The sequence below is a fragment of the Rhizobium ruizarguesonis genome, from assembly GCF_012349115.1.
Lineage (GTDB): Bacteria > Pseudomonadota > Alphaproteobacteria > Rhizobiales > Rhizobiaceae > Rhizobium > Rhizobium ruizarguesonis.
In genome coordinates this window covers 26524-50312 of sequence record NZ_PQIG01000081.1, presented here as the reverse complement: position 1 = coordinate 50312, position 23789 = coordinate 26524, and the positions used below count along the sequence as shown (strand labels likewise).

Sequence of the window (23789 nt, the reverse complement as noted above, 5' to 3'; positions counted from 1 at the left end):
TCAGCGGCGCATGAAGGCTTCGAAGGCCGCCCGGGCCTCGGCGCTTTTCAGCCGCGCGGAGAAATAGCGGGCCTCCTCGTCGATGCGGGCGATGATCTCGCCACGATCGCCACGAATGAGATCGCGGGCGATGCGCAGCGCCTCCGGCGGCTTGGCCGCGAGCTTTGCCGCCAGGCCAAGCGTCAGTGAATCGACCTCGCCTGGCTCGACGACCTTCCAGACCAGACCGGCTTCCCTCGCCTCCTCGGCCGAAAATGCTTCGCCGGCGGCCAGCATGGCGAAGGCGCGCTGATGCCCCATCAGGCGCGGCGCGACGAGGCTGGAACCTGCCTCCGGCACCAGCGCCAGATCGACGAACGGTGTGCGGAACTGGCTGCGGCTAGAGGCGATGGTCAGGTCGCAATGGAGATGGATCGTCGCGCCGATGCCGATCGCAAGGCCGTCGACGCCGGAGACGACGGGTTTTTCGGCCTTCACCAGCGCATAGAGGAAATCAAGGATCTCCTGCTCCAGGCCGCGGCCGCCCATCGCGGCAGCAAGAAAATCGTTCATGTCGTTGCCGGCCGAGAAGCAGCCTTCGGTGCCGAGGAAAGCGGTGGCGCGAATGCCGGGATCGGCATTGGCCGCATTCAGCGCATCGGCCATGATGCGGTACATGGGGCGGGTGATCGCATTCTTCTTTTCCGGCCGATTGAAGCGGATCAGCTGGACACCAGGATGGGCGGAAGGCTGCTCGACGACGATGTGATCGGTCATAAGGTCTCCTCAGGCAAGCAGGATGCGGGCGGCAGCAAGGCTTGCCGCGCCATTGACGACCCGGTCGCGCAGGGCTGCGGTCTCGGCAAGCAGGTTTTCGGCGGCGAAGCGGCAGAGCGCGATACGGTTTTCGGCCGCGCCATCGGCGCTCTCGGCGAGACCGCCCTTGGCAAGATAACAGCCGGTGAGCACGAGGCCGAAGAGACGCTGGTAAGGCGTGGCGCCGGAGAGCGCCTCGGCCGCCTTTTCATCGGCAAGCGTCTTCAGCAGCCAGCCGGTCGCCTGCTCAAGGTCGGCGATCGCAGCGTCGAGCCTCACAGCGGTCTCGCCGAAACCATTATGATTGGAGCGGCGGACGCCGTCGGCGATCTCTCTGAGCTCGGCGATGAAGCCCTTCACCTGCTCGCCGCCGGAGAGCGGCAGCTTGCGGGTGACGAGGTCGATCGCCTGAATACCGTTGGTGCCCTCATAGATCGGGGCGATGCGGGCATCGCGGAGATAACGCGCCGCACCCGTCTCCTCGATGAAGCCCATGCCGCCATGCACCTGGATGCCGAGCGAGGCGACGTCGACACCGGCATCGGTCGAAAAGGATTTGGCAATTGGCGTCAAAAGGGCGGCGCGCTCCTGCCAGTGGCGGCTGATGTCACCTGCCCGGTGCGACATGTCGATCGCATGGGCGCAGGCATAGGAGATGGCGCGTGCCCCTTGGGTCAGCGCCTTCATGGTGAGGAGCATGCGGGCGACATCGGGATGTTCGACGATCGGGCTCATGCCGGCGCCGCTTGCGCCCGGCGCCCTGCCCTGGGTGCGTTCCCTGGCATAGGCGAGCGCCTTCTGGGTGGCGGCCTCCGCGATCGCCACGCCCTGCATGCCGACGGCAAGTCGGGCATTGTTCATCATCGTGAACATGCAGGCCAGTCCCTTGTTCTCCTCGCCGACCAGCCAGCCCACAGCGCCCTTTTCACCGCCGAATTTTCCGTCGCCGTAGATCATCGTGCAGGTCGGCGAGCCATGGATGCCGAGCTTGTGCTCCAGCGAATGGCAGAAGAGATCATTGCGGGGCCCAAGCGAACCGTCGTCGTTCACCAGGAATTTCGGCACCAGGAAGAGCGAGATGCCGCGGGTGCCGGCCGGCGCATCCGGCAGGCGGGCCAGCACCAGATGAATGATATTGTCGGCCGCGTCATGCTCGCCCCAAGTGATGAAGATCTTCTGGCCGAAAAGGCGGTAGCTGCCGTCATCGCGGCGCTCGGCGCGGGCCTTCAGCACGCCGAGATCCGAGCCGGCATGCGGCTCGGTCAGGTTCATGGTGCCGGTCCATTCGCCGGAGACCATCTTTTCCAGATATTTGTCTTTCAGCGCAGCACTGCCATGGGTGCTGACCGCTTCGATGGCCCCCATCGTCAGCGTCGGAGCGAGCGCGAAGGCCATGGAACCGGAATTCCACATTTCGAGTGCTGCGACATTCAGCATATGCGGCAAGGCCTGGCCGCCGAAGGCCTCCGGCGCCGTCAGGCCGTTCCAGCCGCCGGCGATCCAATGGCGATAGAGATCGCGCCAACCATCCGGCAGCCTGACCTCGCCATCGATCAGACGGGCGCCCTGGCGGTCGCCGATTTCGGCGAGAGGCGCCACTTCCTCTGTGGCAAAACGTCCCGCTTCGGCGAGGATCGCATCGACCAGATCTTCGCCGAGATCGCCGAGCAGCCCGTTTGAAATCGCCTCGCCCATGCCCGCTACGTGCTTCAACGTGAACGCGATTTCCTCGACCGGCGCCTTGTACATGGTTTCTCCTCCGCAGACCGGCCTGCACTTGGGCAAGCCCCTCCGAGGCAAGGGCTAATTGATTTTTACGTAAACGTCAATTTCGATTTCCTCAGCCGCCATGCGATAAATCGCCTGACATGGCGCTTTGCTCTTGCACCTTTGGACAAATGGACGTCATGAACAATCTCTAAGGGAAGACATCGCCTTCGCAAAGGACCGGCGAACAATGGATACATTGCCCGTCAACATACCCGGTTTCGTCTGGGCCTATCGCTTCTCGCCCGAAGAAAAGACCGCGGTGCGACTGAACAATGGTGCGACGGTGGCGGAACTGACCGCCGACAATTGTTTCTACTGGCTGCACCTCAACGTTGTCGACGCCCGCGTGCCGGCCTTGCTCGATACGCTGGACGGGCTGACGGAGGACGCGAAATCGGCGCTGACGACGCGCGACACGCATGCGGCCATCACCGTCGACGAGCAGATGCTCTATGGCACGCTCATTGATTGCCAGCGCGATTTCGCCCAGGATACCAACAATCTCGGCTGGCTGCATTTCGCCATGTCCGACCGCTTCATCATCACCACAAGGCTGCAGCCGCTGCGCAGCGTCGAACGGGCGCGGGCGCTGATCGAGAAAAACCCGGGCAAATTTTCCCGGCCGGTCGATCTCTTCGAACTGCTGGTGATCGAGTTCCAACGCACGCTGATCGCGATCGTCATCGAACTCACGGAAGAGCTGAACCAGATCGAGGATATCGTCTACGACAGTGCGCAGCGCGACGAGCGCCGGCGTCTGGCGCCGGTGCGGCGCACCGTGGTCAGGCTGCATCGGCATCTGCGCACCGTGCTGGCGCTGATGCGCCGGGCGGCGGCGGCCGACGACGACGAGATGCCCTTCGGCTTCGACGATGTAGCGCGGCGGCTGACGAGCCGGCTGGAAACGGTCGACCACGACATCTATGCGCTGCAGGACCGAGCACGCCTGCTGCACGAAGAAATCGATTCGAAACAATCCTCCGAAACCAACCGCCACCTCTATCTGCTGTCGATCATGACGGCCTTCCTGCTGCCGCCGACGCTGGTGACCGGCTTCTTCGGCATGAACACGGCAAACCTGCCCTTCGCCGTCGGCGACTACGGCACCGAATACGCCGTCGCCCTCATCGTCGCCTCCATCGCCTTTGCCTGGTGGCTGCTGAGGCGCGTGGATATTCTTTGAGGGTGAAGGTTCGACGTGACTGTCGGGGTAGGCTTAGGTTCGCGGACCTACGCCTCGATCCGATGGGGAGCAACCCGCACCGGCCCTCATCCGCCTGCCGGCACCACTGGGGTCGAGCCACGGGTCTCGACCCGTCCTTCGGACCCCTCGCAGGCGGGGAGAAGGGACATGCCGCACCGTTTTCCTCAACCTCGACGCTGCACATTTGGCACGTCCCCTCTCCCCGTTTTTACGGGGAGAGGGTTAGGGTGAGGGGCAGACGTTTCTCGAGAACAGCACGTTTATCAATACGGCGAATAGCACTGCTGGCGTGGGCCGTTATAGGGCTGGAAGGTGTTGTCGTAGGCGCGATAGGACCGGTAGCGGTTTGCGCACCAGGTGACGTGGCTCGAACCCATGCTGGGGGCCGGCGCAACGTAACGCGGCTGCGCGACAATGGCGCCGCCGATGACTGCACCGGCGCCGAAGGCGGCGAGCGGATACCAGTAGCCATTATAATGCCGATAGCCCGGGCGGTAATAGGAATATCCGCGATAGCCGCCGTAATAGCCGGGCCGGTAGTAGGCGCCGGGACGATAGCCAGGCCGGTAATAGGCGCCCGGACGGTAACCGGGGCGATAATAGCGGCGGTACTGGACGTTCTCGACAGCGGAGGATTTTTCCACCTGCGGGGCGGTGGGCATCTGGATTGCCTGCGACGGCGCAAAGCCCGTGAGGACCACCGCAGCAGCCAGAACTGCGGTTGCAATCTTGTTTCTCAGCCCGATCATTGCTTCTCTCCCATTCAACAGCGATCACCGCCTGCCCTGCAACGCCTTCGCGCCTGAATGGGTTCCGAAAGCGGCCGAAGCCGGCTGCTTTTTCCCTTTTATATCAACTGAACTGAACCGGACATTAACCGGTGCAGCAGAGCGCTAGAGCATGATGCCGAAAAGTGTGAGCGGTTTTCGGACGACATCATGCTCTGCTTCTTTGATTTAGATCCGGATTCATCCGGATCTAGGCAACGACGGAGAACTTCGCCTGGTCGCCCTGCAGACGGTTCACCATGAAGTTCGAATACCATTCGAGGAACTGCATGACGCCGCCTTCATGCAAGGCGGAATAGGGGCCGGGCTCATAGGCGGGCGAGTGAATGCCGAAGGCGTTTTCCTCGACGATGCGGCGATCCTGATCGTTGGTTTCGGTCCAGACGTGGGTCAGTTCCTCGAGATCGTAATCCACGCCTTCGACGGCGTCCTTGTGGACGAGCCACTTGGTCGTCACCGCCGTCTCGTTGGCGCTGAGCGGCAGCACGCGGAAGGAGATGGCATGGTCGCCGAGCAGGTGGTTCCACGTCGTCGGGTAGTGGAAGAGCAGCATGGTGCCGATATGGCCGATCGAGATATCGTCGGAGAGCGGACGCTTGACGGCGCGCTTGCCCGACATTGTGTAGCTTTCGGCATCCTCGATCAGCGGCATGCGGGCGGTGCGGAACTGACCGTCCGGCGAAATCTGGAACTTGCTCGGCAGGCCGGCGGCCTCGCAGCGCGCCCAATGGCCGGCGATCTCGGGATCGTCGGCGCCGCCATCCGTGCCGGTCACGCTCGGCGCTTCGGGATAGGTGCGGCAAAGTTCGGGGTGATTGGCGGCGCAGTGATAGCACTCGCGGTTGTTTTCCCAGACAAGCTTCCAGTTGCCCTTCTCGATGATCGTGCTTTGGAAGGCGACCTTGCTCTCGCTGATCCTGTGCGGCGCGACATAGGGTTCGATCTTGTCGCGCACCGTCTGGAAATCCGGGGCGGTGTTGGCAAGGCAGATGAAGACAAAGCCTGCGACGGTTTCGCAGTGGACAGGCTTCAGGTTGAAACCTGATTTGTCGAAATCATCGCCCATGTGGCGGGCGAAAGCGAGCTTGCCTTCGAGATCATAGGTCCACTGATGGTAGGGGCAGACGAGACGCACGGAGGAGCCGTGCTCCTTGGTGCAGACGCGCGAGCCGCGATGGCGACAGCTATTGTGGAAGGCGCGGATGACATTGTCGCGGCCGCGGACGATGACGACGGGATAGTTGCCGATCTGAACGGTGAAATAGGCGCCCGGCTTCGGCAGTTCGCAATCATGGCCGATGAACAGCCAGTCGCGATAATAGATCATCTCCATGTCGAGCTGGAAATAATCCTCGTCAATGTAGAACGGCTGTTCGAGGCTGAAGCCCTCACGGCGGCTCTTGAGCTGACGCAAAACGTTGCTGCGAATATCCATCTTCATGTCCTCGTGCACCCGGCTACCGCCTTCTGGCAAGAAGGCCGGCGGAAGCGCGCCCGCTTCCTTCTCCTTCGGGAGAATTGTTCATGGCGTCATTTAATCACCGAGCATGGCTGCCGCTTGGTTGTAATGCGACATCGGCTTCGAAATTGACGACAGGATGCGGCAAGGCTTGAAGCAGCCCATCCCGGTCGATCACCTCGCCCGACTCTCCCGGCAATTATCCTCAATTGCGACATGGCGTAAAGACCCGTTGCGCAAAGAGGTCGACTGCCTGATATCGATGTCAGTCGTGTTTGCGACATCTACCGGCATTTGCCGTTCAGCCGGCCGGCCGCCATGGCGATTTTTTAACATCGCCTTAAGCATACCGTCCTATCCTACTGTTGATTCAGACCGACCGAAGAACGCGAACCATGGCCAAACTCCGTTATTTCGACGCGAAAGAAGCAGGTAAACTGCAAGAGCCGCAGCTGATTGCCGCGCATTCCGAATTTTTGCGCACCGGCCGCATCCCCCGCGAGCGGCGGCACTGGCTGGCCGAGGAAAAACGCTATTTCAGCCATGATGAGGTCGCCGCAAAGACCGGCCGCAAGCTGCAGGTCGCCGGCGAAAAGACGCATCAGCACATCAACGGCTTTCACCACTCGATCCAGTTTCCGAAGATGATCTTCCACCGGACGCTGGAGGACAGCCCGCATCTCGGCTATTGCCACGTCACCGCCGCGCGGACGAAATTCGCCCACTACGAAGAGGTAAGCTGGGCCTTCTACATCTCGAATTTCTATTCCGACATCGGCGAGAACGATAATTTCTTCGAGCGCATCGACGTCGGTTATTCCCGCATGTATTTCGCCGTCGCCATCAAGCCTGGCGAGAACTCCGCGGAAAAGATGACCATCGACCGGTCGGTACGCGGCAACGGCCTGCTCTTCCGCACCCATGATCCGCAAGCGGCGATCCGCAACATCCTCTTGCTCGGCGCCCGCAACGAACAGCTGCGCGAAATCATCCGCCAGCTCTAAAGCGATTGATCGCGGACGGCGGAAAGCCTAATGACTGCCGGGATTACAGTGCCGCGCGTCTTTTCAGACGCTCAAAGGGCGAGTAGCAAATACCGGGCAGGATATGGCACGCATAATCGATATCACGGCAGACAGGCAGGCAGCGCTGGAGGCGGCCTCAGCCGCTCTTGCCGACGGCTTTGCCATCGCCATTCCGACCGAGACCGTCTACGGCCTGGCGGCCGACGCTACCAATCCGGCAGCCATCACCCGAATCTACGAGACAAAGGGACGGCCGCGCTTCAACCCGCTGATCTGCCACATGGCCGATCTCGCGATGGCCGAAGAGCACGCCGAGTTCGACCCCGTCTCGCGGGCACTCGCCAGAGCCTTCTGGCCCGGTCCGCTGACCCTCGTGCTGCCGTTGAAGCCGGAAAGCCCGATCCATTCGCTGGCGACCGCCGGGCTCGACACCGTCGGCATCCGCGTGCCGAAGGGCTTCGCGGGCGCGTTGATCGGCGCCTTCGGACGGCCGCTCGCAGCCCCCAGCGCCAATACCTCGGGCGGGATCAGTGCGACGAGTGCTGCCCATGTCGAGGCCGATCTCGGGGCGCGGATCCCGTTGATCCTCGATGCGGGACCAAGTCCTGTCGGCGTCGAATCGACGATCGTCAAGGCAGAGGGCGGCCGGCTGCGGCTGCTTCGGCCAGGGGGACTTGCGGCGCGCGAGATCGAGCGCGTCGCGGGCCAGCCGCTGCTGCGGCCGAAAACGGCATCGGCGGCGATGGAGGCGCCGGGCATGCTCGCCTCGCATTACGCGCCGGGCGCTTCCGTGCGCCTCAATGCCACGGCGGTGGAACCCGGCGAGGCACTGATTGCCTTCGGCAGCGCTGCGGTTTCCGGCGCGAACGGTGCCCGGATCGTCCTTGATCTCAGCCCGCGCGGCGACCTGGCAGAGGCGGCCGCCAATCTTTTCGACTACATGAAGCGGGCCGATGCCAGCGGGGCTTCGAGCATCGCCTTTTCCCCGATTCCCGAGGAGGGGCTGGGCGAAGCGATCAACGACCGCCTGCAGCGGGCGGCCGCACCCCGCGACTGAAAAGACCTGCTGCATAATGCAGCAATTCAAAGTGCTACAGCGTCCTTTGCGCGCCTGAAAAGACGCGCGGCGCTGTAGATGACGATGGAGGACCGAGCCCGAATGAACAATTCCAGCATTTCTACCGAACTCCTCAACCGCTTTACGGCCATCGTCGGCGACAGGTACGCGCTGCGCAGCGAGGCCGATCTTGCGCCGCATCTGATCGAAAACCGCGGACTCTATCACGGCTCCTCCCCTCTCCTCTTGAAACCCGGCTCGGTCGAGGAAGTCTCAGATATCATGAAGCTTGCGACGGAGACCGGAACGGCGATCGTGCCGCAAACCGGCAATACCGGGCTCGTTGGCGGCCAGACGCCGCGTCAGGGCAAGTCCGATGTCATCCTGTCGCTCGAGCGCATGAACAGGATCCGCGATGTCGATCCGGTGGCGAACGTGCTGGTGGCCGATGGCGGCGCCATCCTGGCCGACGTGCAGAAGGCGGCCGAGGCGCATGGGCGGCTGTTTCCGCTGTCGCTCGGCTCGGAGGGTTCCTGCCGCATCGGCGGCAACCTTTCCACCAATGCCGGCGGCACGGCCGTGCTTGCCTATGGCAATATGCGCCAGCTCTGCCTCGGCCTCGAGGTGGTGCTGCCGACCGGCGAGATCTGGGACGGCCTGCGCCGCCTGAAGAAGGACAATACCGGCTACGACCTGCGCGATCTCTTCATCGGCGCCGAAGGCACGCTCGGCATCATCACCGGCGCGGTACTGAAGCTCTTTCCCCAGCCGCTCGGCCATCAGGTGGCATTCGCCGGCCTGAATTCGGTGGCGGATGCCCTTGCCCTGTTCAACCTCGCCTCCAGCCTTTGCGGCGCCTCGCTCACCGGTTTCGAGCTTATGCCGCGTTTCGGCGTCGAGATCACCACGCGCCACATCGACGGCGTGCGCGATCCGCTAGACGCGGCCTATCCCTGGTACGTGTTGATCGACATTTCGACGTCGGATTCGGCCGAGACGGCGGAGCGGATGATGAACGGAGTGCTGGAACAGGGCTTCGAGGCGGGGCTGGTGCTTGATGCTGCTATCGCCGCATCCGTGGCCCAGCAGAAAGCGATCTGGCATATGCGCGAGAGCATGTCGGATGCTCAGAAGCCAGAAGGCGGGTCGATCAAGCACGATGTTTCCGTGCCGGTGTCGAAGATCCCGCATTTCATGGCTGAGGCCGAAGAAGCGGTCATGGCGGCGATGCCGGGCGCCCGCATCTGCGCCTTCGGCCATATGGGCGACGGCAATATTCATTACAATATTTCCCAGCCGCTCGGTGCCGACAAGGCCGCTTTCATCGCTCGCTGGCGCGAGATGAACCACATCGTGCATGGGCTGGTGCTGGCGCATGGCGGCTCGATCTCGGCCGAGCACGGTATCGGCCAGCTGAAGCGCGACGAACTGGCGGCGATCCGCCCAACGATTGAAATCGAGCTGATGCGCCGCATCAAGCGCGCCTTCGACCCCGCCAATATCATGAACCCGGGAAAGGTTGTCAGCCTCGATCCTTGAGGCTGGCGATCAGTGAGATCGCCGACGTTTGCCCCTCATCCGCCTGCCGGCACCAACCGGCGTCGAGCCACGTGTCTCGATCCGTCCTTCGGACCCCTTAAACGGGGCGAAGGGAATATGATGCAACCTCTCGGTCCCCACCAACCTTTCGCGGGGCACGTCCCCTCGCCCCGTTTACGGGGAGAGGGTTAGGGTGAGGGGCGGCCATCCGCGCCAACCGCTTTGCCGGGAATTGCCTCAGGACTACTGTGTGCCGCCGCCGGTCAGGATCATCAGCGCCGGTGACTGCTGGGTGGCGTTCTGGACGTCGTACATCGCGGTAAACCGGCGCAGCAGCTTGTCGACCTTCTTCGGATCCTGGAGATCCTCGAGCTTGACGAAGCGCTTGATGAGATCGGCCTGTTTGGCGACATCCATGCCCGAGATCTGCGACGGCAGGCTGTAGGCTGTTGTGATGACCTGATAGAGCGCCTTGTCGCCGAGGATCGAATAGATCGAGGTGATGCTCGGGGCCTTGCGGCCGAAATAGAGCGCCAGGCGCACGCCGTCGTTGCTTTCGCCTTCCTGGGTTTCCATCGTCTGCTGGACGTAGAGCCCCTGGGTGTGCTCCTCGGCCGCCTTGTTCTGGATGGTGCCGATCTTGGCACGGGTCAGATTGCCGTCCTTGTCGAAGTTGAAGGCGGCGACGATATCCTTGAAACGTGCATCGGCGGTGGTGTTGAGATAGCTCTTCTTGTCGTCGGGATCGGATGTGAAGATCTTCTTCAGCGTCGCCTTGTCGTAATCCTTCGGATCAAGGTTGTTTGCCTTCAGCACCAGGTCGGTCAGGCGGCTGTCGTCGAGGAAATCGTCGAGCGACTTCACCTTCGCCATGCCCTTGGCGAAATAGTTGACTTCAGCCGTCGCGTCCTTCGCCGCCTTGTCCTTCAGCGGACCGTCCTTCATCAGCATAGTGATATGCGATCTATAGTCGGTGGCGTATTTGGCCAGGGTCGCGTCGGGCAGCGCCTGGAAGGGTGATGCCGCCTTGCCGTCGGGGCCGAAATTGAAGGCCCGGGCAAGATTGGTGATACGTTCATCCTTGAGCGAGGCGACATAGCCATTCGGATCATAGGCATCGCTCGTCAGGATCTTGCGCATCATCGAGCGCGAGACCTCCTGGTCGGTCAGACCGAAGGCCTGCAGCGCCACATGGAAGAGATCCGGCAGATTGTCGTTGCTCTTGCTGAAATCGGCCGACGAATTGCTGCGCAGGAAATCATTGACACTGTTAACGTCGGAGAAATTCAGCAGGCTGCTGCTGTCGGCCATAAGCTTCTGGTAGTTGGATGCGACCTCGTCGATCGCCTCGTCGCGTTCGTCGTCGTAGCGCGCGGCATAATTGTCGTTGGTGGTCTGTGCCTGATCGGCCGTCTGGGCCGAGCTGACGACAGGAAGCGATCCGTCGGCGGCAAAATTGAAGTCGGCATTGAGATCGGCATGGCCGGCTGCGGCAGCGGCCGTCGCATCGGTCAGGATGCTCTTCAGATCGGCGTCCGAAATATCGAACGGCAGATTGTAGGTGCTCTTCAGGAAATTGGTAATGGCGCTGTCGGCAAGCAGATCATCGACATTGCTGATCGTCGACATCCTGGCGGAATAATCATCCGTGCGCGCCGCGGCGGCAAATTTCGTGCTGCTGATCTGGGTCGCCGTCTGCGCCGCCATGCCGTCCTCAAGCGTGCCGTCCGCCTTGAAATTGAAGGCCGCGGCGACGTCGGCATAGGTGCCGGTGCCGCTTTGATCGGTCAGGATAGCGCGAAGAGCGACGTCGCTGACCGTCGACGGGATGCCGTAGGCGTTGCGCACGAAATTGTTCAGCTTCTGGTCCGCCAGCAACTGATCGACGTTTGAGATGCCGGCGATGGTCGACTGGTAGTAGACTGCCGCATTGTCGGCCTTGCTGGTGGTGCTGGCACTTTGCGTCGCCGTTTGCGAGGCGTAAAGGGTCGCGATCGAACCGTCCGATTTGAAATTGAAGAGGTCGTGAACGTCGCTGTAGCCCTGGGCGCTGGCAGCCGTGCGGTCGACGAGGAAAGTCCTCAATGTCGCATCGGAGACGCTGTCTGCGATCTGCATGCTGTTTCTGATATAGCTGACCGCAACCGCATCCGACATGATGTCGTCGACATTGGTGACGTTGCCGATCATGCTGTTGAAATGTGCTGCATTCGCCGCCGACTTGTCGGTCGTCGATTTCCGCTGCGCCGCCGTCTGGATCACGGAACCGTTGATCGAACCGTCTGCCTGGAAGTTGAAGTCGGCATTGAGATCGGCATGGCCCTGGGCCGCGGCATAGGCCGAATCGGTCAGGATGTTCTTCAGGTCGGCATTGCTGAAGCTCGTGCCGAGACCATAGGCATCCTTGATGTAGCGCGCCAGCACATTGTCGGCGAGCAGGTCATCGACGTTGGTGATGCCGGTCGACTGCGACGTCGTGGTATAGTAGTTGCCGGTCATCGCGGCAGCGTTCTTCAGACTATTTGCCTGATCGACCGTCTGGACGCGCGCCGTGCTGGAGGCCGACCCGTCAGCCTTGAAATTGAAAGCATTGTAGACATTGGTAAAGCCCATCAGCTGGGCGTAGCCGGGGTCGGTCAGCACCGTGCGCAACGCTGCCGCGGTGAAGTCGGCGCCCATGCTGTAGGCCGTCGTGATATAAGAGGTCAGGCGCTTGTCGGCGACCAGATCGTCGACATTGGTGATCGTGCCGATCTTCGCCGTGTAATAGGCCTTGTTGTAGTCCGCCGCCGTCTGGCCGACGTAATAGACGTCCGAACCGACCGAATTGTCGATGATGACGGACTGGGAATTCAGGGTGTAGGATTCGATGACCGAGGCCTTCTGCGCGGCGGTCTGCGCCGTGCCGGTGACGGTGCCGTCGGCATTGAAGCTGAACTGGGCGGCAAGCGCCTTGTACTTGTCGCCGCCTTGCGTGTTGACGACGCTCGTGGGGTCGCTGAGATCGCTCGTCAGCACCTGCCGCAGAAAATCCTTCGACGCATAGGTCGGATCGATCTTGAAGGTCTTAAGCACATAGGTGCGCAGCCGCGTGTTGTTGACCAGGTCGTCGACGGTCTGCACGCTATCGATATTGTTGCTGTAATAGGTGCTCTCGGCGCTGGCGGCCTTGTCGGCATCGACGAAGGACTGTTTGTAGAGGCCGATCAGGTCGTCCTCCTGCGCGTCCGTCTGCACATCCTTGGCCGGCGCGTTGAAATTGAAGGCGGCGGCGAACTCGCGATAACGCGTATCGGAAAGCTTGTTGGCGTAGCTGTCGGGGTCTGTGAGGTCGCTTTCGAGCACCTTCTTCATGAAGGCCTTGGCATAGGTCATGTCCTCGAGACCATAGGCCTTCATTGCATAGCTGTAGAGCTTGTAGTCGCCGAGGAAATCGTCGACGTTTTCGACCTTGTTAATATGGTCGGCGTAGTATTGAGCATCCTTCTTGACCGTCGCCTGCGACGCAACCTTGTTGAGGCTGGACGTCATATCCCGCGACAGGATCGTGTAAGCGAGGGAAGCCGAGATCATGAAAAGCGCCCTTTTCACCCAAATTTCTAAAAGAAAGACGAACTGCTGGTGAGCACATTTTGCCATGGAAAGCTTACCTGAGGCTTACCTCTGGATGCATCATTTCAGGACACCACGCCGTTCACCTTCCGGAAACCCTGCCGGATTCGGTTTTGATAACCATCAGAGGAGGCAAAGTTTTCTTAACCGCAATTTTTAAGCTGTACGGAACGGCGGCTGCCTATTGTCGGCCATAGAGGACGAAAAGTCCCAAGGAGAAGACCGGAAATCGGCTCTCAGGTAAGACAAGGGTAGAATGAAATGAACAATCCCGTTATGAAGCCCGCCTGGGCTGGCACGACGTTACGCCTCGATCCGTCCCGCTTTCCCCAGCAGGTCAGCTACGCCATCCACGATTGTTCGGATGACGTCAATATCACGATAGACGAACGCGGTGCGGTCCTGCGCAAGGTCCTCCCGTCCAGCGGCCTGCCGCTCTCGATTGCGCTGCCGAAGCGCGTTTTCAAGGGTGTCGCCGCCCGCGCCATCGACCATGGCGACGGCGATGTCACCGTCACGCTCGAGCTTCACCACGCCGATCCCGAGCTCTGCATTCCGCTGCTCGTCGCCCATGATCTCAGCGATATCGCTGCCGACTGGCGCAGCTGGTCCGAAGCCTTCCGTATTCCGATGCTGATGGTCGAGGCCGATGGCGTCGCCCGGCCGCTCGAAGACCATATTGGTGCCTTACGCACCAGCGATCTCAAGCCGCGCCGCCGTCATTCCTACTTCGCCAATCGCCGTCCGCGCTTCCTCGTGCGCCGCACCACCGGCCGGCTGGGCGTCGCCATGAAGATCGAAGGCAAGGAAATCATCGCCCGCAATTGAGCGAAATCGCTACACCGGACATATCATTGCCGGGCATTCTGCGCACTCAACTGTCGCGGAATGCCCGTTTCTGCGACGCTGTCGAAGTCGGCCGCAAAACTGTCGCTTTAATCTCGGTTGGCACCGCAGGATGAATTTTGACAGGATCACTGCGGTGGCCACCAGTGAAAAGCCTCTCATTCAAGGACGGAAAGTCCCAATCCGTGCTTGACCGTTTTGAGTGCGATCAGGCTCTTGTATTTTCGCACGAGCGCCTGTTGCTCGCCCATAAGCCGCTCAATGAAGGCATTGTATTCCTCGAGATTGCGGACGGCCACGAGCAGGACATAGTCCATGTCGCCGGTGACATACCAGCATGACTGAACTTCAGGCGCACGGTCCAGCCATCGCTGGAATTGCTCCAGCGTGTGTCGGTGTTCGTTCTGGATTTCGAGCTCAACCAGAACGGACAGGGTGCGATCAACGGCTTTCGGACTGACCACCGCCACGATCTTCTCGATGATCCCATCCTGCTTCAGTTTGCTGATGCGCCGTTCGACGGCCGAGGGTGAGAGATTGACCGCGTCAGCAATGACCTTGCCGGGAATGTCGGCATTCTCCTGCAGCATCGACAGAATGGTGCGATCAATATCATCCACAGCGTATAGCCAAGATTTATGCGGAAAATCCGCTATAATTTTTCTATCGGCGCGGTTTTCCCGCGTCGAAAACTCATACCATCTCTCCATGACAAAACAAGCACCTCTTTCAGCCGTCAAAATCGACGATGCTCGCCAGAAAATCGATCCGATTTTCCTCAACACCAATCTGTTGCGTTCTGACAGGCTCGCGCTGTCGCTCGTCGCCAAGGACGAAACGGAAAATCCGATCCGCAGCTTCAAGGGGCGCGGCACGGGGTATTTTCTCGCCGACGTCGCCGGCGATAGAACGCCTCTGATCACGGCATCAGCCGGGAATTTCGGTCAGGGGCTTGCTTACAATGCCGCGCGGCATGGGCGATCTCTGGTCGTGTTCGCCAGTATCAACGCCAATCCGTTGAAGATCGAAGCCATGCGCCGGTTTGGGGCAGAAGTCTTTCTCGCCGGAGAAGATTTTGACGCTGCAAAGGAGGCCGCCAAAATCTACGCCGCCGAACGGAAGCTGCAGTTCGTCGAGGACGGAGCGAGTGCCGCCATTGCCGAAGGAGCAGGAACGATTGCGGCGGAGCTGACGGAAGAGGTCGAAGATATCGACGCCGTTTTCATTCCGCTTGGCAACGGTGCTCTGGCGGCCGGAATAGGGTGCTGGTTCAAATCACGATCACCGCGAACAAGGGTCGTCGCCGTCGCCGCAAAGGGCGCACCTTGCATGGCTCTCTCCTACAATGCGGGTGACGTGATCTCAACGCCGGAGGCACGCACGATTGCCGATGGAATTGCTGTGCGGATTCCCGTCCCGTCGGCCGTCGGCTGGCTTAAGGACGCGATCGATGACGTCGTTCTCGTGGATGACGATCAGCTTCTCGATGCAATGCGGTTTGCTCATGACACATGGAAGCGTCTCGTCGAACCAGCCGGAGCGGCGGGGCTCGCTGCTATTCTTGCGCAGGCATCTGCTCTGAAAGGCTGCCGTGTAGCGACTATGTTGTGTGGTGCTAACCTCACGGATCAACAGATCGAGGCATGGCTTCCATCTGCCATAAAGCACAACACGAATGCCTGCTAGACCAATCCTGCTGTCTGGGGACAATCGCCCGCGCCCGGTTCGTCCCAATCAGGGAATGGCAAACAGCAGCGAGACGAAGAGGCCAAAGAAGATGATCAGGCCGACGCGATTGTTCGATTTGAAGAGCGCCAGGCATTGGGCGGCATCGTCGATGTCGAGCCGGACGATCTGCCAGGCGAACATGCCGGCCGCACCGAGCAAGGCCAGGAAAGCGATGAGATTGGCGCCGGCGAGAGCGAAAGCGATAAACATCAGCACCAGCGTCAGTCCATAAAGGCCGATCAGCCATTGCCGAGTCCTATCGCCGAACAGGCGCGCGGTGGAGCGGACGCCGATGAGCTCGTCATCCTCCTTGTCCTGATGCGCGTAGATCGTGTCATAACCGATCGTCCAGGCGACGGAGGCGGCGTAGAGCAGGATGGCGGCGAAGGAGAGACTGCCGAAAATGCCGGCCCAGCCCATCAGCGCGCCCCAGGAGAAGGCAAGTCCGAGGTAAAATTGCGGCCAGTCGGTGAAGCGTTTGGCATAGGGATAAAGTGCCACGATCGCGAGCGAGAGCACGCCGAGGAAGACGTTGAGCCAGTTGAACTGCAGCAGCACGAACAGGCCGACCAGCGCCTGCAAACCGATGAAGATCTTCGCCCGTCGGCGCGTGACGCGGCCGGAGGGGAGCGGACGCGACCGCGTGCGCGCCACTTCCATGTCGATCTCGTGGTCGACAAGATCGTTATAGGTGCAGCCGGCGCCGCGCATGGCGACAGCGCCGATGAAATAGAGGAACAGGTGAGACACCAGCACACTGCCGGAATAGATCCCCTCACCGATCGCCGCATTGGCGGCAAGCGTTGCCGACCAGAAGCACGGCCACATCAAGAGCTGCCAGCCGATCGGGCGATCCCAGCGCGCGAGCTGCGCATAGGGCCAAAGCCATGGCGGCAGGATCCGGTAGACCCAGTTGTCGGAAGGTGCGTCGGAGACGCGATCGTTGAAATCGCCGGTATCGTGCATGCCGCTCATCTAGCGGCGGGCCGCCGATCCGGTCAAGAAGCGATCATTGCAATGCCACTTGCATCATTCCTCAGACTGGAATCGATCCAGGGATGAATTATGTGCAAATTCAAAGCGTTACAGCGCCGCGTACGCGGAAAGGCCCGTGGCGCCGTCAATCACTGCAGGGAAAAATTGAACTTGTAGGTCGCCGAGACCCCGATCAGGACCTGGTTCTTCGAGCCGCGCTCGCGCACGAGACTGCTGTCGGCGGCAGGACCCGCCAGCCGCTTATATTCGAGGAAGGAACTCGCCGAGAGGTTTTCCGTCGCCTTCCAGGTGAGCGCCGTGCCGGCGCCATAGGACTGGATGCCCGATGAGGGCTTGTAAGGATCAAGGCCGCTTGCCGCCGCCTGCTTGGCGTTGACGCCGTAATAGGCGTCGTAGTAGCCGCTGGTGGCAAAGGTCGCGCGCGGACCGCCTGATAGTTGCAGGTCTGGCGCAATATCGGTGAAGGCATCGACCGCGAGATCGGCGACGATGCCGTCATGCGAGCGGATGCCCTGGCGGACTTCGGCGCGGGCGCGAAGGAAATCGGTCGGGTAAACCTCTAGGAAAGCGCCGGCTTCCGCGCCCCATTTGACCTTCTTCAAGCCCTTCAGCTCGCTGCCGTCGCTGTCATCGCGCGACGGCACGAACCTGCCGACGATGCCGGCACGAAAGGCACCCTTGTCAATGAGGGCGAAAGAAGGGTTGTCGTTGCGCGAGGCAAAACGCGGGCCGGCGCCCTGGCGGCCAACCGAGATCAACGGGCTGAACTTGAATTCATTGTGCGACGAGCCCTCGAATTTCGGGGCGGAGAAGCCGGCGACGCCGACGCTCAGATACCAGTCGCCGGACCAGAAGTGCTGGCCACTTTCCTGCGCGGCGGCCGAACCAAAAGAAGAAAGGGCAATAGCCAGAGAGATCGATACGACTGATCGATGAGACACGTCCGCACTCCAGAAAACGCAAAAACAAAGCCGCGGAGGGCGGCGCTCGTTACATCTATCCTGATCTCGTTACCCCAATGTTAACCACGGCGAAACGACGGGCGCTAATGAAAGGCGTGCCGTGCGGCCCCCTTGCATGTTCAAACTGCATTCATTGTTTGATGATGGGTGCGACCCCTGGGGGATGGCCATCCCCCAGGGGTCGGACGGGCGGGACCGTAACCCCCTTGGCTTGAACCGGGGATGAGCCTGGTCCGCCCGTCCTTCGCGTTTGTCCTGAACAGATAGTGGGGAGCAGGTCCCGTATGCAAGGCAAGGTATCGTCCGAACGCACCGCGATGGCGACAGTTTATGTCGGTATCGATGTCTGTAAAGAGTGGCTGGACATTCATTTGCATCCTCTCGGCCGCAGTTTTCGGGTGACCAATGGCACGGCCGGTCTGCGCCGCCTCAAGCGGGAGCTCGATGCGCTTGACCAGATGCCGCGCTCGGCGCTGCACATCGTCATGGAAGCGACCGGCAAGTGGCATCGCGCCGTTCAGCGTTCTCTGCATGCCGATGGCTTTTACGTGTCGGTCGTCGATCCGTTGCGCGCCCGGCTGTTTGCCAAAGCTTGCGGCTTTCTCGCCAAGACCGATCGGCTCGATGCGCGGCTTTTGGCCATCATGGGAGAAGCCCTCAAGCCCGCACAGACCCCACCGCAGGACCAAGCGCTGGAAGCCCTGCAGGAACTGGTCAATGCGCGATCTGCGGCCAACGGCGAACGCACCGCCCTGTCCAACCGGATGAAGACGGCCGTGACCGCCTTCCTGCGCAAGGAACTGACGCGCCGGCTTGCCGCGCTCGATACCCATATCGCAAGACTGGATGCCGAGATCGAGCGCAGCATCGGCGCCGAGCCCGAGATGCGCCGCCGCCTCGACATCCTCATCTCCATTCCCGGCATCGGTGCCGTCACCGCCGCAAGCCTGATCGCTGGCCTTTGCGAACTTGGCGCCTGCTCCGGCAAGCAGGCGGCCATGCTGGCTGGCCTTGCGCCGCTCGCCTGCGAAAGTGGCGAGCGGGCCGGACATCGCGCCATCAGGGGCGGACGCCCCGCACCCAGGAACGCCATCTACATGGCTGCCCTGTCCGCCTCCCGTCACAACCCCGACCTCGCGCACTTCGCCGAAAGACTGAAGAAGGCCGGGAAACCCAACAAGGTCGTCCTCGTCGCCGTCATGCGAAAGCTCATCGTGCTCGCAAATACCCTCATCACTAAAAACCGTATCTGGACACCAAATCCACCTTGACACCAAACACAGATGCTCATCCGCCCTACGGGCACCGACCGGGGTCGAGCCGCGGGTCTCGACCCGTCCTTCGGACCCCCGCTGGGGAGAAGAGGGAAAATGCCGCTTCGTCACCGACCCCATTGTTTGGCAGTGCCGTTGAGCAGGCGGGTTCGTTTGGCAGTGACGGCGCGCCTTGCTGCCTCTTCTCCCCTCGGGGAGAAGGTGGCCCGAAGGGTCGGATGAGACACGGCTGGCGGCATCTGCTATCGAACTCCGCAAACCCGCTGCCGCAGCTTCCCTATCTCTGGTTCCACCGGCGGATGACGGGTTCGGTCAGGTCGTGCTCATAGCCGAGCACGCTGATGCTCGCGGTATCGAGCACGAAACGCGCGCCGCCTTCCGGCGGAAGGCCGAGCCAGCGGGCAGCGAGCACCCGCAGGAAATGCGAGCTCGAGAAGATCAGGATGGTGCCGGCCGCTTGGCGAAGCGCATGGATGACGGCGTCTGCGCGGGCGCCGACATCGGCGGCAAACTCGCCGTTCGGGCAGCCGTCGCGAAAGAGCTGCCAGCCGGGGCGGTCGGCAAGGATCGCCTTGGTCGTGATGCCTTCATAAGCGCCATAATCCCATTCGGCGAGATCGTCCTTGATCACCGCGTCCGAGCCGAAGCCGGCGAGCGTGCAGGTCTTGCGGGCCCGCTCGGACGGGCTCGACCAGACGGCGGAGAAGGTAAGGCCCGCCAGCCGGTCGGCGAGTTTGCGGGCGGCCTCCTCGCCATTCGCCGTCAGGGGAATATCGCTGCGTCCGGTATGGCGCCCGGACAGGCTCCATTCGGTTTCACCGTGGCGGACCAGATAGATCTCGGGAAACGCACTGCTCATCGGCACGTCCTTTCATGAAAATCGGTCCCCCGGCAAAACCGCCAGCGGAAGCGGCACTTCCGCGGAATCAGAACGTCACCTTTTCCAGCGGTGCGCGTGTCGCCTCGAATTCCTTCAGCTTGGCTTCGTTCCGCTCAATATAGTTGCGATTGTCGGGAACGGCGAACTGGTTCTTGGCGATCTGGATCTGGAAGATGAAGAGCTCGTCCCAACGGAAACCCATTTCCGAACCCGCCAGATAGAATTCCCACATGCGGAAGAATTGCTCGTCGTAAAGCGCCACCGCTTCGGCCTTGCGTGCCACGAAACGCTCGCGCCAATGGCGCAGCGTATAGGCATAATGCAGCGGCAGGATCTCGATATCCTTGACCAGCAGCCCGGCCTTCTCGAGCGGCGGCACGACCTCGCCGACGGAAGGGATGTAGCCGCCCGGGAAGATGTACTTCTCGATGAAGGCATTGGTGCCGAAGCTCGGCTTCGGACGGCCGATCGAATGCAGCACCATGACGCCGTTGTCGTCGAGGAGATCCGATACCTTCCGGAAGAAATTGCCGTAATTGCCGATACCGACATGTTCGAACATGCCGACCGAGACGATGCGGTCGAACTTCCTGCCCGTCATGGTGCGGTAGTCTTGCAGTTCGAAACGCACACGGTCGGCAAGGCCGCGCTTTTCAGCGCGCGCACGGGAGACCTTGAGCTGCTCTTCGCTCAGCGTAATGCCGGTGAAATCGGCACCGTCGGTCGCCTCCGTCAGGTACATGCCCATGCCGCCCCAGCCGGAGCCGATCTCGAGGATGCGCTGGTTCGGCTCAAGCAGAAGCTTGGCGGCGATATGGCGCTTCTTGGCGAGCTGCGCCTCATCGAGACTGATGCCGGCCGGTTCGAAATAGGCGCAGGAATATTGCCAGTCCTCGTCGAGGAAAAGATCGAAGAGCTTGGCCGACAGGTCGTAATGATGGGCGACATTGTGCTTGTTGCGATTGACCGGCATGCGGCTCTTCAGCTGCTGCCAGGCAATGCGGCCGAGGAGCAGTGCCGCCATCTTGAAATCGAAGATTTCATTGGTGGTGTTCTGTTTCACCAGCGACAGGAAATCGTAGATGTTGCCCTGTTCGAGAATGAACCGGCCTTGCATGTACATTTCGCCGAGCTTCATGGCCGGGTCGCGCCGGATGGCGTCCTCGGCCTCCTGATCGGCAAGGCGGGCCACAACGGGTTCACCCGTGCCGTCGCCGATAGTGTGGGTTTCGCCATTGGCAAGGGTAAGTTTCAACGAACCCTTGCGGACGATTTGCTGGACGATCGATAAGAATGCCGACGCCATGGACGCCTCGCAAATGTGACAGGATGGTCACATCAACTTAGTGGCTCTCTTTCGCCATACAAGCGCCGGATTTAGCACTCCGTTCAGAACGCTGCCAAACTGTTGCATTTTTGCCGAAATACCGGCTAAACCCTTATTTTCGCTTCATCGCTTCGGCAAGCGCCGCACCGAAGGCGCCTTGGCTCTCCGGTTTCTGAGCCGCAGGCCGGCGTTCGTTCTGCGGCCGCGACCCTTGGTTTGGACGAGAATCACCACGCGGCGGCGGCGCTGAGGAGCCGTCATCGCGCTTCATCGAAAGACCGATGCGCTTGCGCTTGGCATCGACTTCGACAACCCGCACCTTGACGACATCGCCCGCCTTGACGACCTCGTGGGGATCCTTGACGAAGCGATCGGCAAGCTGGGACACATGCACCAGACCATCCTGGTGCACGCCGATATCGACGAAGGCGCCGAAGGCGGCGACATTGGTCACCGTGCCTTCCAGCACCATGCCAGGCGTCAGGTCGGAAATTTCGTTGACGCTCTCGGCGAAGGTCGCGGTCTTGAAGCTCGGACGCGGGTCGCGACCAGGCTTTTCCAGCTCCGCGATGATGTCCCTGACCGTCGGCAGGCCGAATTTCTCGTCGATAAACTGGCGCGGATCAACCGATTTCAAGACGGCGCTGTCGCCCATCAGCGCGCGCAGATCGCGGCCGCAGGCAGCGACGATCTTCTTGGCGACGCCGTAGGCCTCCGGGTGCACCGAGGAGGAATCGAGCGGCTCCTTGCCGTTGGGGATGCGCAGGAAACCGGCGCATTGCTCGAAGGTGCGGCCGCCGAGTCTCGCGACCTTCAACAGATCCCGCCGGCTCTCGAAACGGCCTTCGCTGTCGCGGTGACGGACAATGGCGTCGGCAATCGACGGACCGAGGCCGGAGACTCGAGATAGCAGCGGCGCAGACGCGGTGTTGAGATCGACACCGACGGCATTCACGGCGTCTTCCACCACGGCATCGAGCGAACGCGACAGCTTCTGCTGGTCGACGTCATGCTGATACTGGCCGACACCGATCGACTTCGGTTCGATCTTGACGAGTTCGGCCAGTGGATCCTGCAGGCGCCGGGCGATGGAGACGGCGCCGCGCAGCGACACGTCGAGATCGGGGAATTCAGCAGCAGCGGTCGCCGAGGCGGAATAGACCGAAGCGCCGGCTTCCGACACGATGACCTTGGTCGGCTTCGGCGCCGGCAACTCGGCGAGCATGTCGGCCACCAGCTTTTCGGTTTCGCGGCTGCCGGTGCCGTTGCCGATCGAGATCAGCTCGACATTGTGCTTGCGGATCAGCGAGGCGAGCTCGACCTGGGCGCCGCGCACGTCGTTCCTCGGCTGGAAGGGATAGACGGTCGATGTCGCCACCACCTTGCCGGTGCCGTCGACGACGGCGACCTTGACGCCGGTGCGGATGCCGGGATCGAGACCCATCGTCGCGCGCGAGCCGGCGGGTGCAGCCAGCAGCAGGTCCTTGAGATTGCGGGCGAAGACATGGATCGCCTCCTCTTCGGCCCTTTCGCGCAGTTCCCGCATCAGGTCGAGCGAGAGCGACATGGAAAGCTTGACGCGCCAGGTCCAGCTTGCGACCTCCAGCGGTCGCCGGGACGGCTGGTACCGATCTCGTAGGCCGCCACGATCATGCGCTCGACCGGCTTGTTCGGAGAGGCGGTCTCGGCGTCGGCCTCGATCGTCAGCGTCAGCACCTCCTCGTTCCAGCCGCGCAGCATGGCGAGCGCGCGGTGGCCGGGGGCGGTCGCCCAGCGTTCGGAATGATCGAAATAATCGGAAAACTTCTCGCCGGTCGCCTGCTTGCCGTCGACGACTTTCGCCTTCAGCAGAGAGGCCTGGCGCATATGAGCGCGCAACTTGCCGAGCAGGTCGGCATTTTCGGCAATGCCTTCGGCGATGATATCGCGCGCGCCTTCCAGCGCCGTCTTCACATCGGGCACATCAGCGTTGACGAAGCCTTCGGCCAGCACCGCCGGTTCCTTGGCGCGGTCGGCGAGGATCATCTCGGCGAGCGGGCCGAGGCCGCGTTCACGGGCGATTTCGGCCCGCGTGCGGCGCTTCGGCTTGTAGGGCAGATAGAGATCTTCAAGCTCGGCCTTGGTTTCGGCGCCTGCGACCTTGGTCATCAGCTCGTCGGTCATCTTGCCCTGGCCGGTGATCGATTCGACGATCGCGTCGCGCCGGGCTTCGAGTTCGCGCAGATAGACCAGCCGCTCGGCGAGATTGCGCAGCTGCGTGTCGTCCAGCCCGCCCGTCACTTCCTTGCGGTAGCGGGCGATGAAGGGCACGGTTGCGCCCTCGTCGAGCAGCTCGATGGCGGCTTTGGCCTGTTCGGGCCGGGCGTTGATTTCGGCGGAGATGCGGGCTGCGAGAAAACGGAGGTCTGCGGCCATGGGATTTCCTGTTTCGACAGAGGTGGCGGGACCATAGCGGCGAAAAGCGGCAAGGCAATGTTGGAGTTTACGGCCGAGCGCCGATCCACAGGATAAGCATGCCGGAAAGGCG

General features: G+C 61.6%; 17 protein-coding genes and 1 pseudogene. 7 read left to right on the top strand and 11 right to left on the bottom strand.

What is annotated here, in order from left to right:
* Complete coding sequence (locus C3Y91_RS18630) at positions 1 to 756, bottom strand: crotonase/enoyl-CoA hydratase family protein (RefSeq protein WP_130654761.1); 756 nt, start codon at positions 754 to 756, stop codon at positions 1 to 3.
* 9 nt (positions 757 to 765) lie between these two features.
* Positions 766 to 2544 carry an acyl-CoA dehydrogenase family protein gene (locus C3Y91_RS18625; protein ID WP_130654760.1) on the bottom strand — a complete coding sequence of 593 codons (1779 nt, stop codon included), beginning with the start codon at positions 2542 to 2544 and terminating at the stop codon, positions 766 to 768.
* A 208-nt stretch (positions 2545 to 2752) separates the two neighbouring features.
* Here C3Y91_RS18625 and C3Y91_RS18620 point away from each other — a divergent pair, with 208 nt between their 5' ends.
* On the top strand, positions 2753 to 3748 hold the full coding sequence (locus tag C3Y91_RS18620) for a transporter (RefSeq protein ID WP_024321274.1): 996 nt from the start codon (positions 2753 to 2755) through the stop codon (positions 3746 to 3748).
* A gap of 284 nt (positions 3749 to 4032) precedes the next feature.
* On the opposite strand, the gene C3Y91_RS18615 is transcribed toward C3Y91_RS18620, so the two are convergent.
* Both C3Y91_RS18615 and C3Y91_RS18610 read right to left on the bottom strand, forming a co-directional pair.
* Positions 4033 to 4518: a BA14K family protein gene (locus C3Y91_RS18615; RefSeq protein ID WP_024321275.1), complete on the bottom strand. Its 486-nt coding sequence runs from the start codon at positions 4516 to 4518 to the stop codon at positions 4033 to 4035.
* A gap of 229 nt (positions 4519 to 4747) precedes the next feature.
* Positions 4748 to 5992 carry an aromatic ring-hydroxylating oxygenase subunit alpha gene (locus C3Y91_RS18610; protein WP_026170620.1) on the bottom strand — a complete coding sequence of 415 codons (1245 nt, stop codon included), beginning with the start codon at positions 5990 to 5992 and terminating at the stop codon, positions 4748 to 4750.
* Positions 5993 to 6411: 419 nt separating this feature from the next.
* On the opposite strand from C3Y91_RS18610, the gene C3Y91_RS18605 reads away from it, so the two are divergent.
* The 3 genes from C3Y91_RS18605 (at position 6412) to C3Y91_RS18595 (ending at position 9637) form a co-directional block, all read left to right on the top strand.
* Positions 6412 to 7020, top strand: coding sequence for a DUF6656 family protein (locus C3Y91_RS18605; RefSeq protein ID WP_018068400.1), 609 nt, complete (start codon positions 6412 to 6414; stop codon positions 7018 to 7020).
* Positions 7021 to 7123: 103 nt separating this feature from the next.
* Positions 7124 to 8098, top strand: a complete 975-nt coding sequence (locus C3Y91_RS18600) for an L-threonylcarbamoyladenylate synthase (RefSeq protein WP_130689417.1) — start codon at positions 7124 to 7126, stop codon at positions 8096 to 8098.
* Positions 8099 to 8200: 102 nt separating this feature from the next.
* Complete coding sequence (locus C3Y91_RS18595) at positions 8201 to 9637, top strand: FAD-binding oxidoreductase (protein ID WP_168575671.1); 1437 nt, start codon at positions 8201 to 8203, stop codon at positions 9635 to 9637.
* 243 nt (positions 9638 to 9880) lie between these two features.
* On the opposite strand, the gene C3Y91_RS18590 is transcribed toward C3Y91_RS18595, so the two are convergent.
* Entirely contained in the window at positions 9881 to 13210 is a 3330-nt protein-coding gene (locus C3Y91_RS18590; RefSeq protein ID WP_168575670.1) for a DUF1217 domain-containing protein, read from the bottom strand.
* Positions 13211 to 13510: 300 nt separating this feature from the next.
* On the opposite strand from C3Y91_RS18590, the gene C3Y91_RS18585 reads away from it, so the two are divergent.
* Positions 13511 to 14077, top strand: a complete 567-nt coding sequence (locus C3Y91_RS18585; protein WP_017990459.1) for a DUF6101 family protein — start codon at positions 13511 to 13513, stop codon at positions 14075 to 14077.
* 176 nt (positions 14078 to 14253) lie between these two features.
* Here the strand turns inward: C3Y91_RS18585 and C3Y91_RS18580 are convergent, their stop codons facing one another.
* Positions 14254 to 14685 (bottom strand): Lrp/AsnC family transcriptional regulator, encoded by a 432-nt coding sequence (locus C3Y91_RS18580; protein WP_024321280.1) that lies wholly within the window; start codon positions 14683 to 14685, stop codon positions 14254 to 14256.
* Between the two features lie 118 nt (positions 14686 to 14803).
* On the opposite strand from C3Y91_RS18580, the gene C3Y91_RS18575 reads away from it, so the two are divergent.
* Entirely contained in the window at positions 14804 to 15781 is a 978-nt protein-coding gene (locus tag C3Y91_RS18575) for a threonine ammonia-lyase (RefSeq protein WP_024321281.1), read from the top strand.
* 48 nt (positions 15782 to 15829) lie between these two features.
* Here C3Y91_RS18575 and ubiA read toward each other — a convergent pair whose 3' ends face one another.
* Both ubiA and C3Y91_RS18565 read right to left on the bottom strand, forming a co-directional pair.
* A complete protein-coding gene (gene ubiA / locus C3Y91_RS18570) occupies positions 15830 to 16789 on the bottom strand; it encodes a 4-hydroxybenzoate octaprenyltransferase (protein ID WP_024321282.1) in 960 nt (319 codons plus the stop codon).
* A gap of 158 nt (positions 16790 to 16947) precedes the next feature.
* Positions 16948 to 17760 carry a MipA/OmpV family protein gene (locus C3Y91_RS18565; protein WP_018067927.1) on the bottom strand — a complete coding sequence of 271 codons (813 nt, stop codon included), beginning with the start codon at positions 17758 to 17760 and terminating at the stop codon, positions 16948 to 16950.
* Positions 17761 to 18065: 305 nt separating this feature from the next.
* Between C3Y91_RS18565 and C3Y91_RS18560 the strand changes: the two genes are divergently transcribed.
* Positions 18066 to 19052 (top strand): IS110 family RNA-guided transposase, encoded by a 987-nt coding sequence (locus C3Y91_RS18560; protein WP_168575669.1) that lies wholly within the window; start codon positions 18066 to 18068, stop codon positions 19050 to 19052.
* A gap of 280 nt (positions 19053 to 19332) precedes the next feature.
* Here the strand turns inward: C3Y91_RS18560 and C3Y91_RS18555 are convergent, their stop codons facing one another.
* The 3 genes and pseudogenes from C3Y91_RS18555 to C3Y91_RS18545 all read right to left on the bottom strand — a co-directional run.
* Positions 19333 to 19914: a histidine phosphatase family protein gene (locus C3Y91_RS18555; RefSeq protein ID WP_018070095.1), complete on the bottom strand. Its 582-nt coding sequence runs from the start codon at positions 19912 to 19914 to the stop codon at positions 19333 to 19335.
* 67 nt (positions 19915 to 19981) lie between these two features.
* On the bottom strand, positions 19982 to 21241 hold the full coding sequence (locus C3Y91_RS18550) for a cyclopropane fatty acid synthase (RefSeq protein WP_024321283.1): 1260 nt from the start codon (positions 21239 to 21241) through the stop codon (positions 19982 to 19984).
* Between the two features lie 136 nt (positions 21242 to 21377).
* Positions 21378 to 23735 (bottom strand): annotated as a pseudogene (locus C3Y91_RS18545) (Tex-like N-terminal domain-containing protein); the annotation flags it as partial.
* Positions 23736 to 23789: the final 54 nt, after the last annotated feature.

Bases quoted from the DNA above. Each gene is read 5' to 3' on its own strand.
- ubiA (WP_024321282.1), bottom strand. From the start codon at position 16,789: ATGCACGATACCGGCGATTTCAACGATCGCGTCTCCGACGCACCTTCC.
- C3Y91_RS18550 (WP_024321283.1), bottom strand. From the start codon at position 21,241: ATGGCGTCGGCATTCTTATCGATCGTCCAGCAAATCGTCCGCAAGGGT.
- C3Y91_RS18625 (WP_130654760.1), bottom strand. From the start codon at position 2,544: ATGTACAAGGCGCCGGTCGAGGAAATCGCGTTCACGTTGAAGCACGTA.
- C3Y91_RS18560 (WP_168575669.1), top strand. From the start codon at position 18,066: ATGCAAGGCAAGGTATCGTCCGAACGCACCGCGATGGCGACAGTTTAT.
- C3Y91_RS18585 (WP_017990459.1), top strand. From the start codon at position 13,511: ATGAACAATCCCGTTATGAAGCCCGCCTGGGCTGGCACGACGTTACGC.
- C3Y91_RS18610 (WP_026170620.1), bottom strand. From the start codon at position 5,992: ATGGATATTCGCAGCAACGTTTTGCGTCAGCTCAAGAGCCGCCGTGAG.
- C3Y91_RS18575 (WP_024321281.1), top strand. From the start codon at position 14,804: ATGACAAAACAAGCACCTCTTTCAGCCGTCAAAATCGACGATGCTCGC.
- C3Y91_RS18620 (WP_024321274.1), top strand. From the start codon at position 2,753: ATGGATACATTGCCCGTCAACATACCCGGTTTCGTCTGGGCCTATCGC.
- C3Y91_RS18555 (WP_018070095.1), bottom strand. From the start codon at position 19,914: ATGAGCAGTGCGTTTCCCGAGATCTATCTGGTCCGCCACGGTGAAACC.
- C3Y91_RS18615 (WP_024321275.1), bottom strand. From the start codon at position 4,518: ATGATCGGGCTGAGAAACAAGATTGCAACCGCAGTTCTGGCTGCTGCG.
- C3Y91_RS18600 (WP_130689417.1), top strand. From the start codon at position 7,124: ATGGCACGCATAATCGATATCACGGCAGACAGGCAGGCAGCGCTGGAG.
- C3Y91_RS18630 (WP_130654761.1), bottom strand. From the start codon at position 756: ATGACCGATCACATCGTCGTCGAGCAGCCTTCCGCCCATCCTGGTGTC.
- C3Y91_RS18580 (WP_024321280.1), bottom strand. From the start codon at position 14,685: ATGCTGCAGGAGAATGCCGACATTCCCGGCAAGGTCATTGCTGACGCG.
- C3Y91_RS18595 (WP_168575671.1), top strand. From the start codon at position 8,201: ATGAACAATTCCAGCATTTCTACCGAACTCCTCAACCGCTTTACGGCC.
- C3Y91_RS18590 (WP_168575670.1), bottom strand. From the start codon at position 13,210: ATGATCTCGGCTTCCCTCGCTTACACGATCCTGTCGCGGGATATGACG.
- C3Y91_RS18605 (WP_018068400.1), top strand. From the start codon at position 6,412: ATGGCCAAACTCCGTTATTTCGACGCGAAAGAAGCAGGTAAACTGCAA.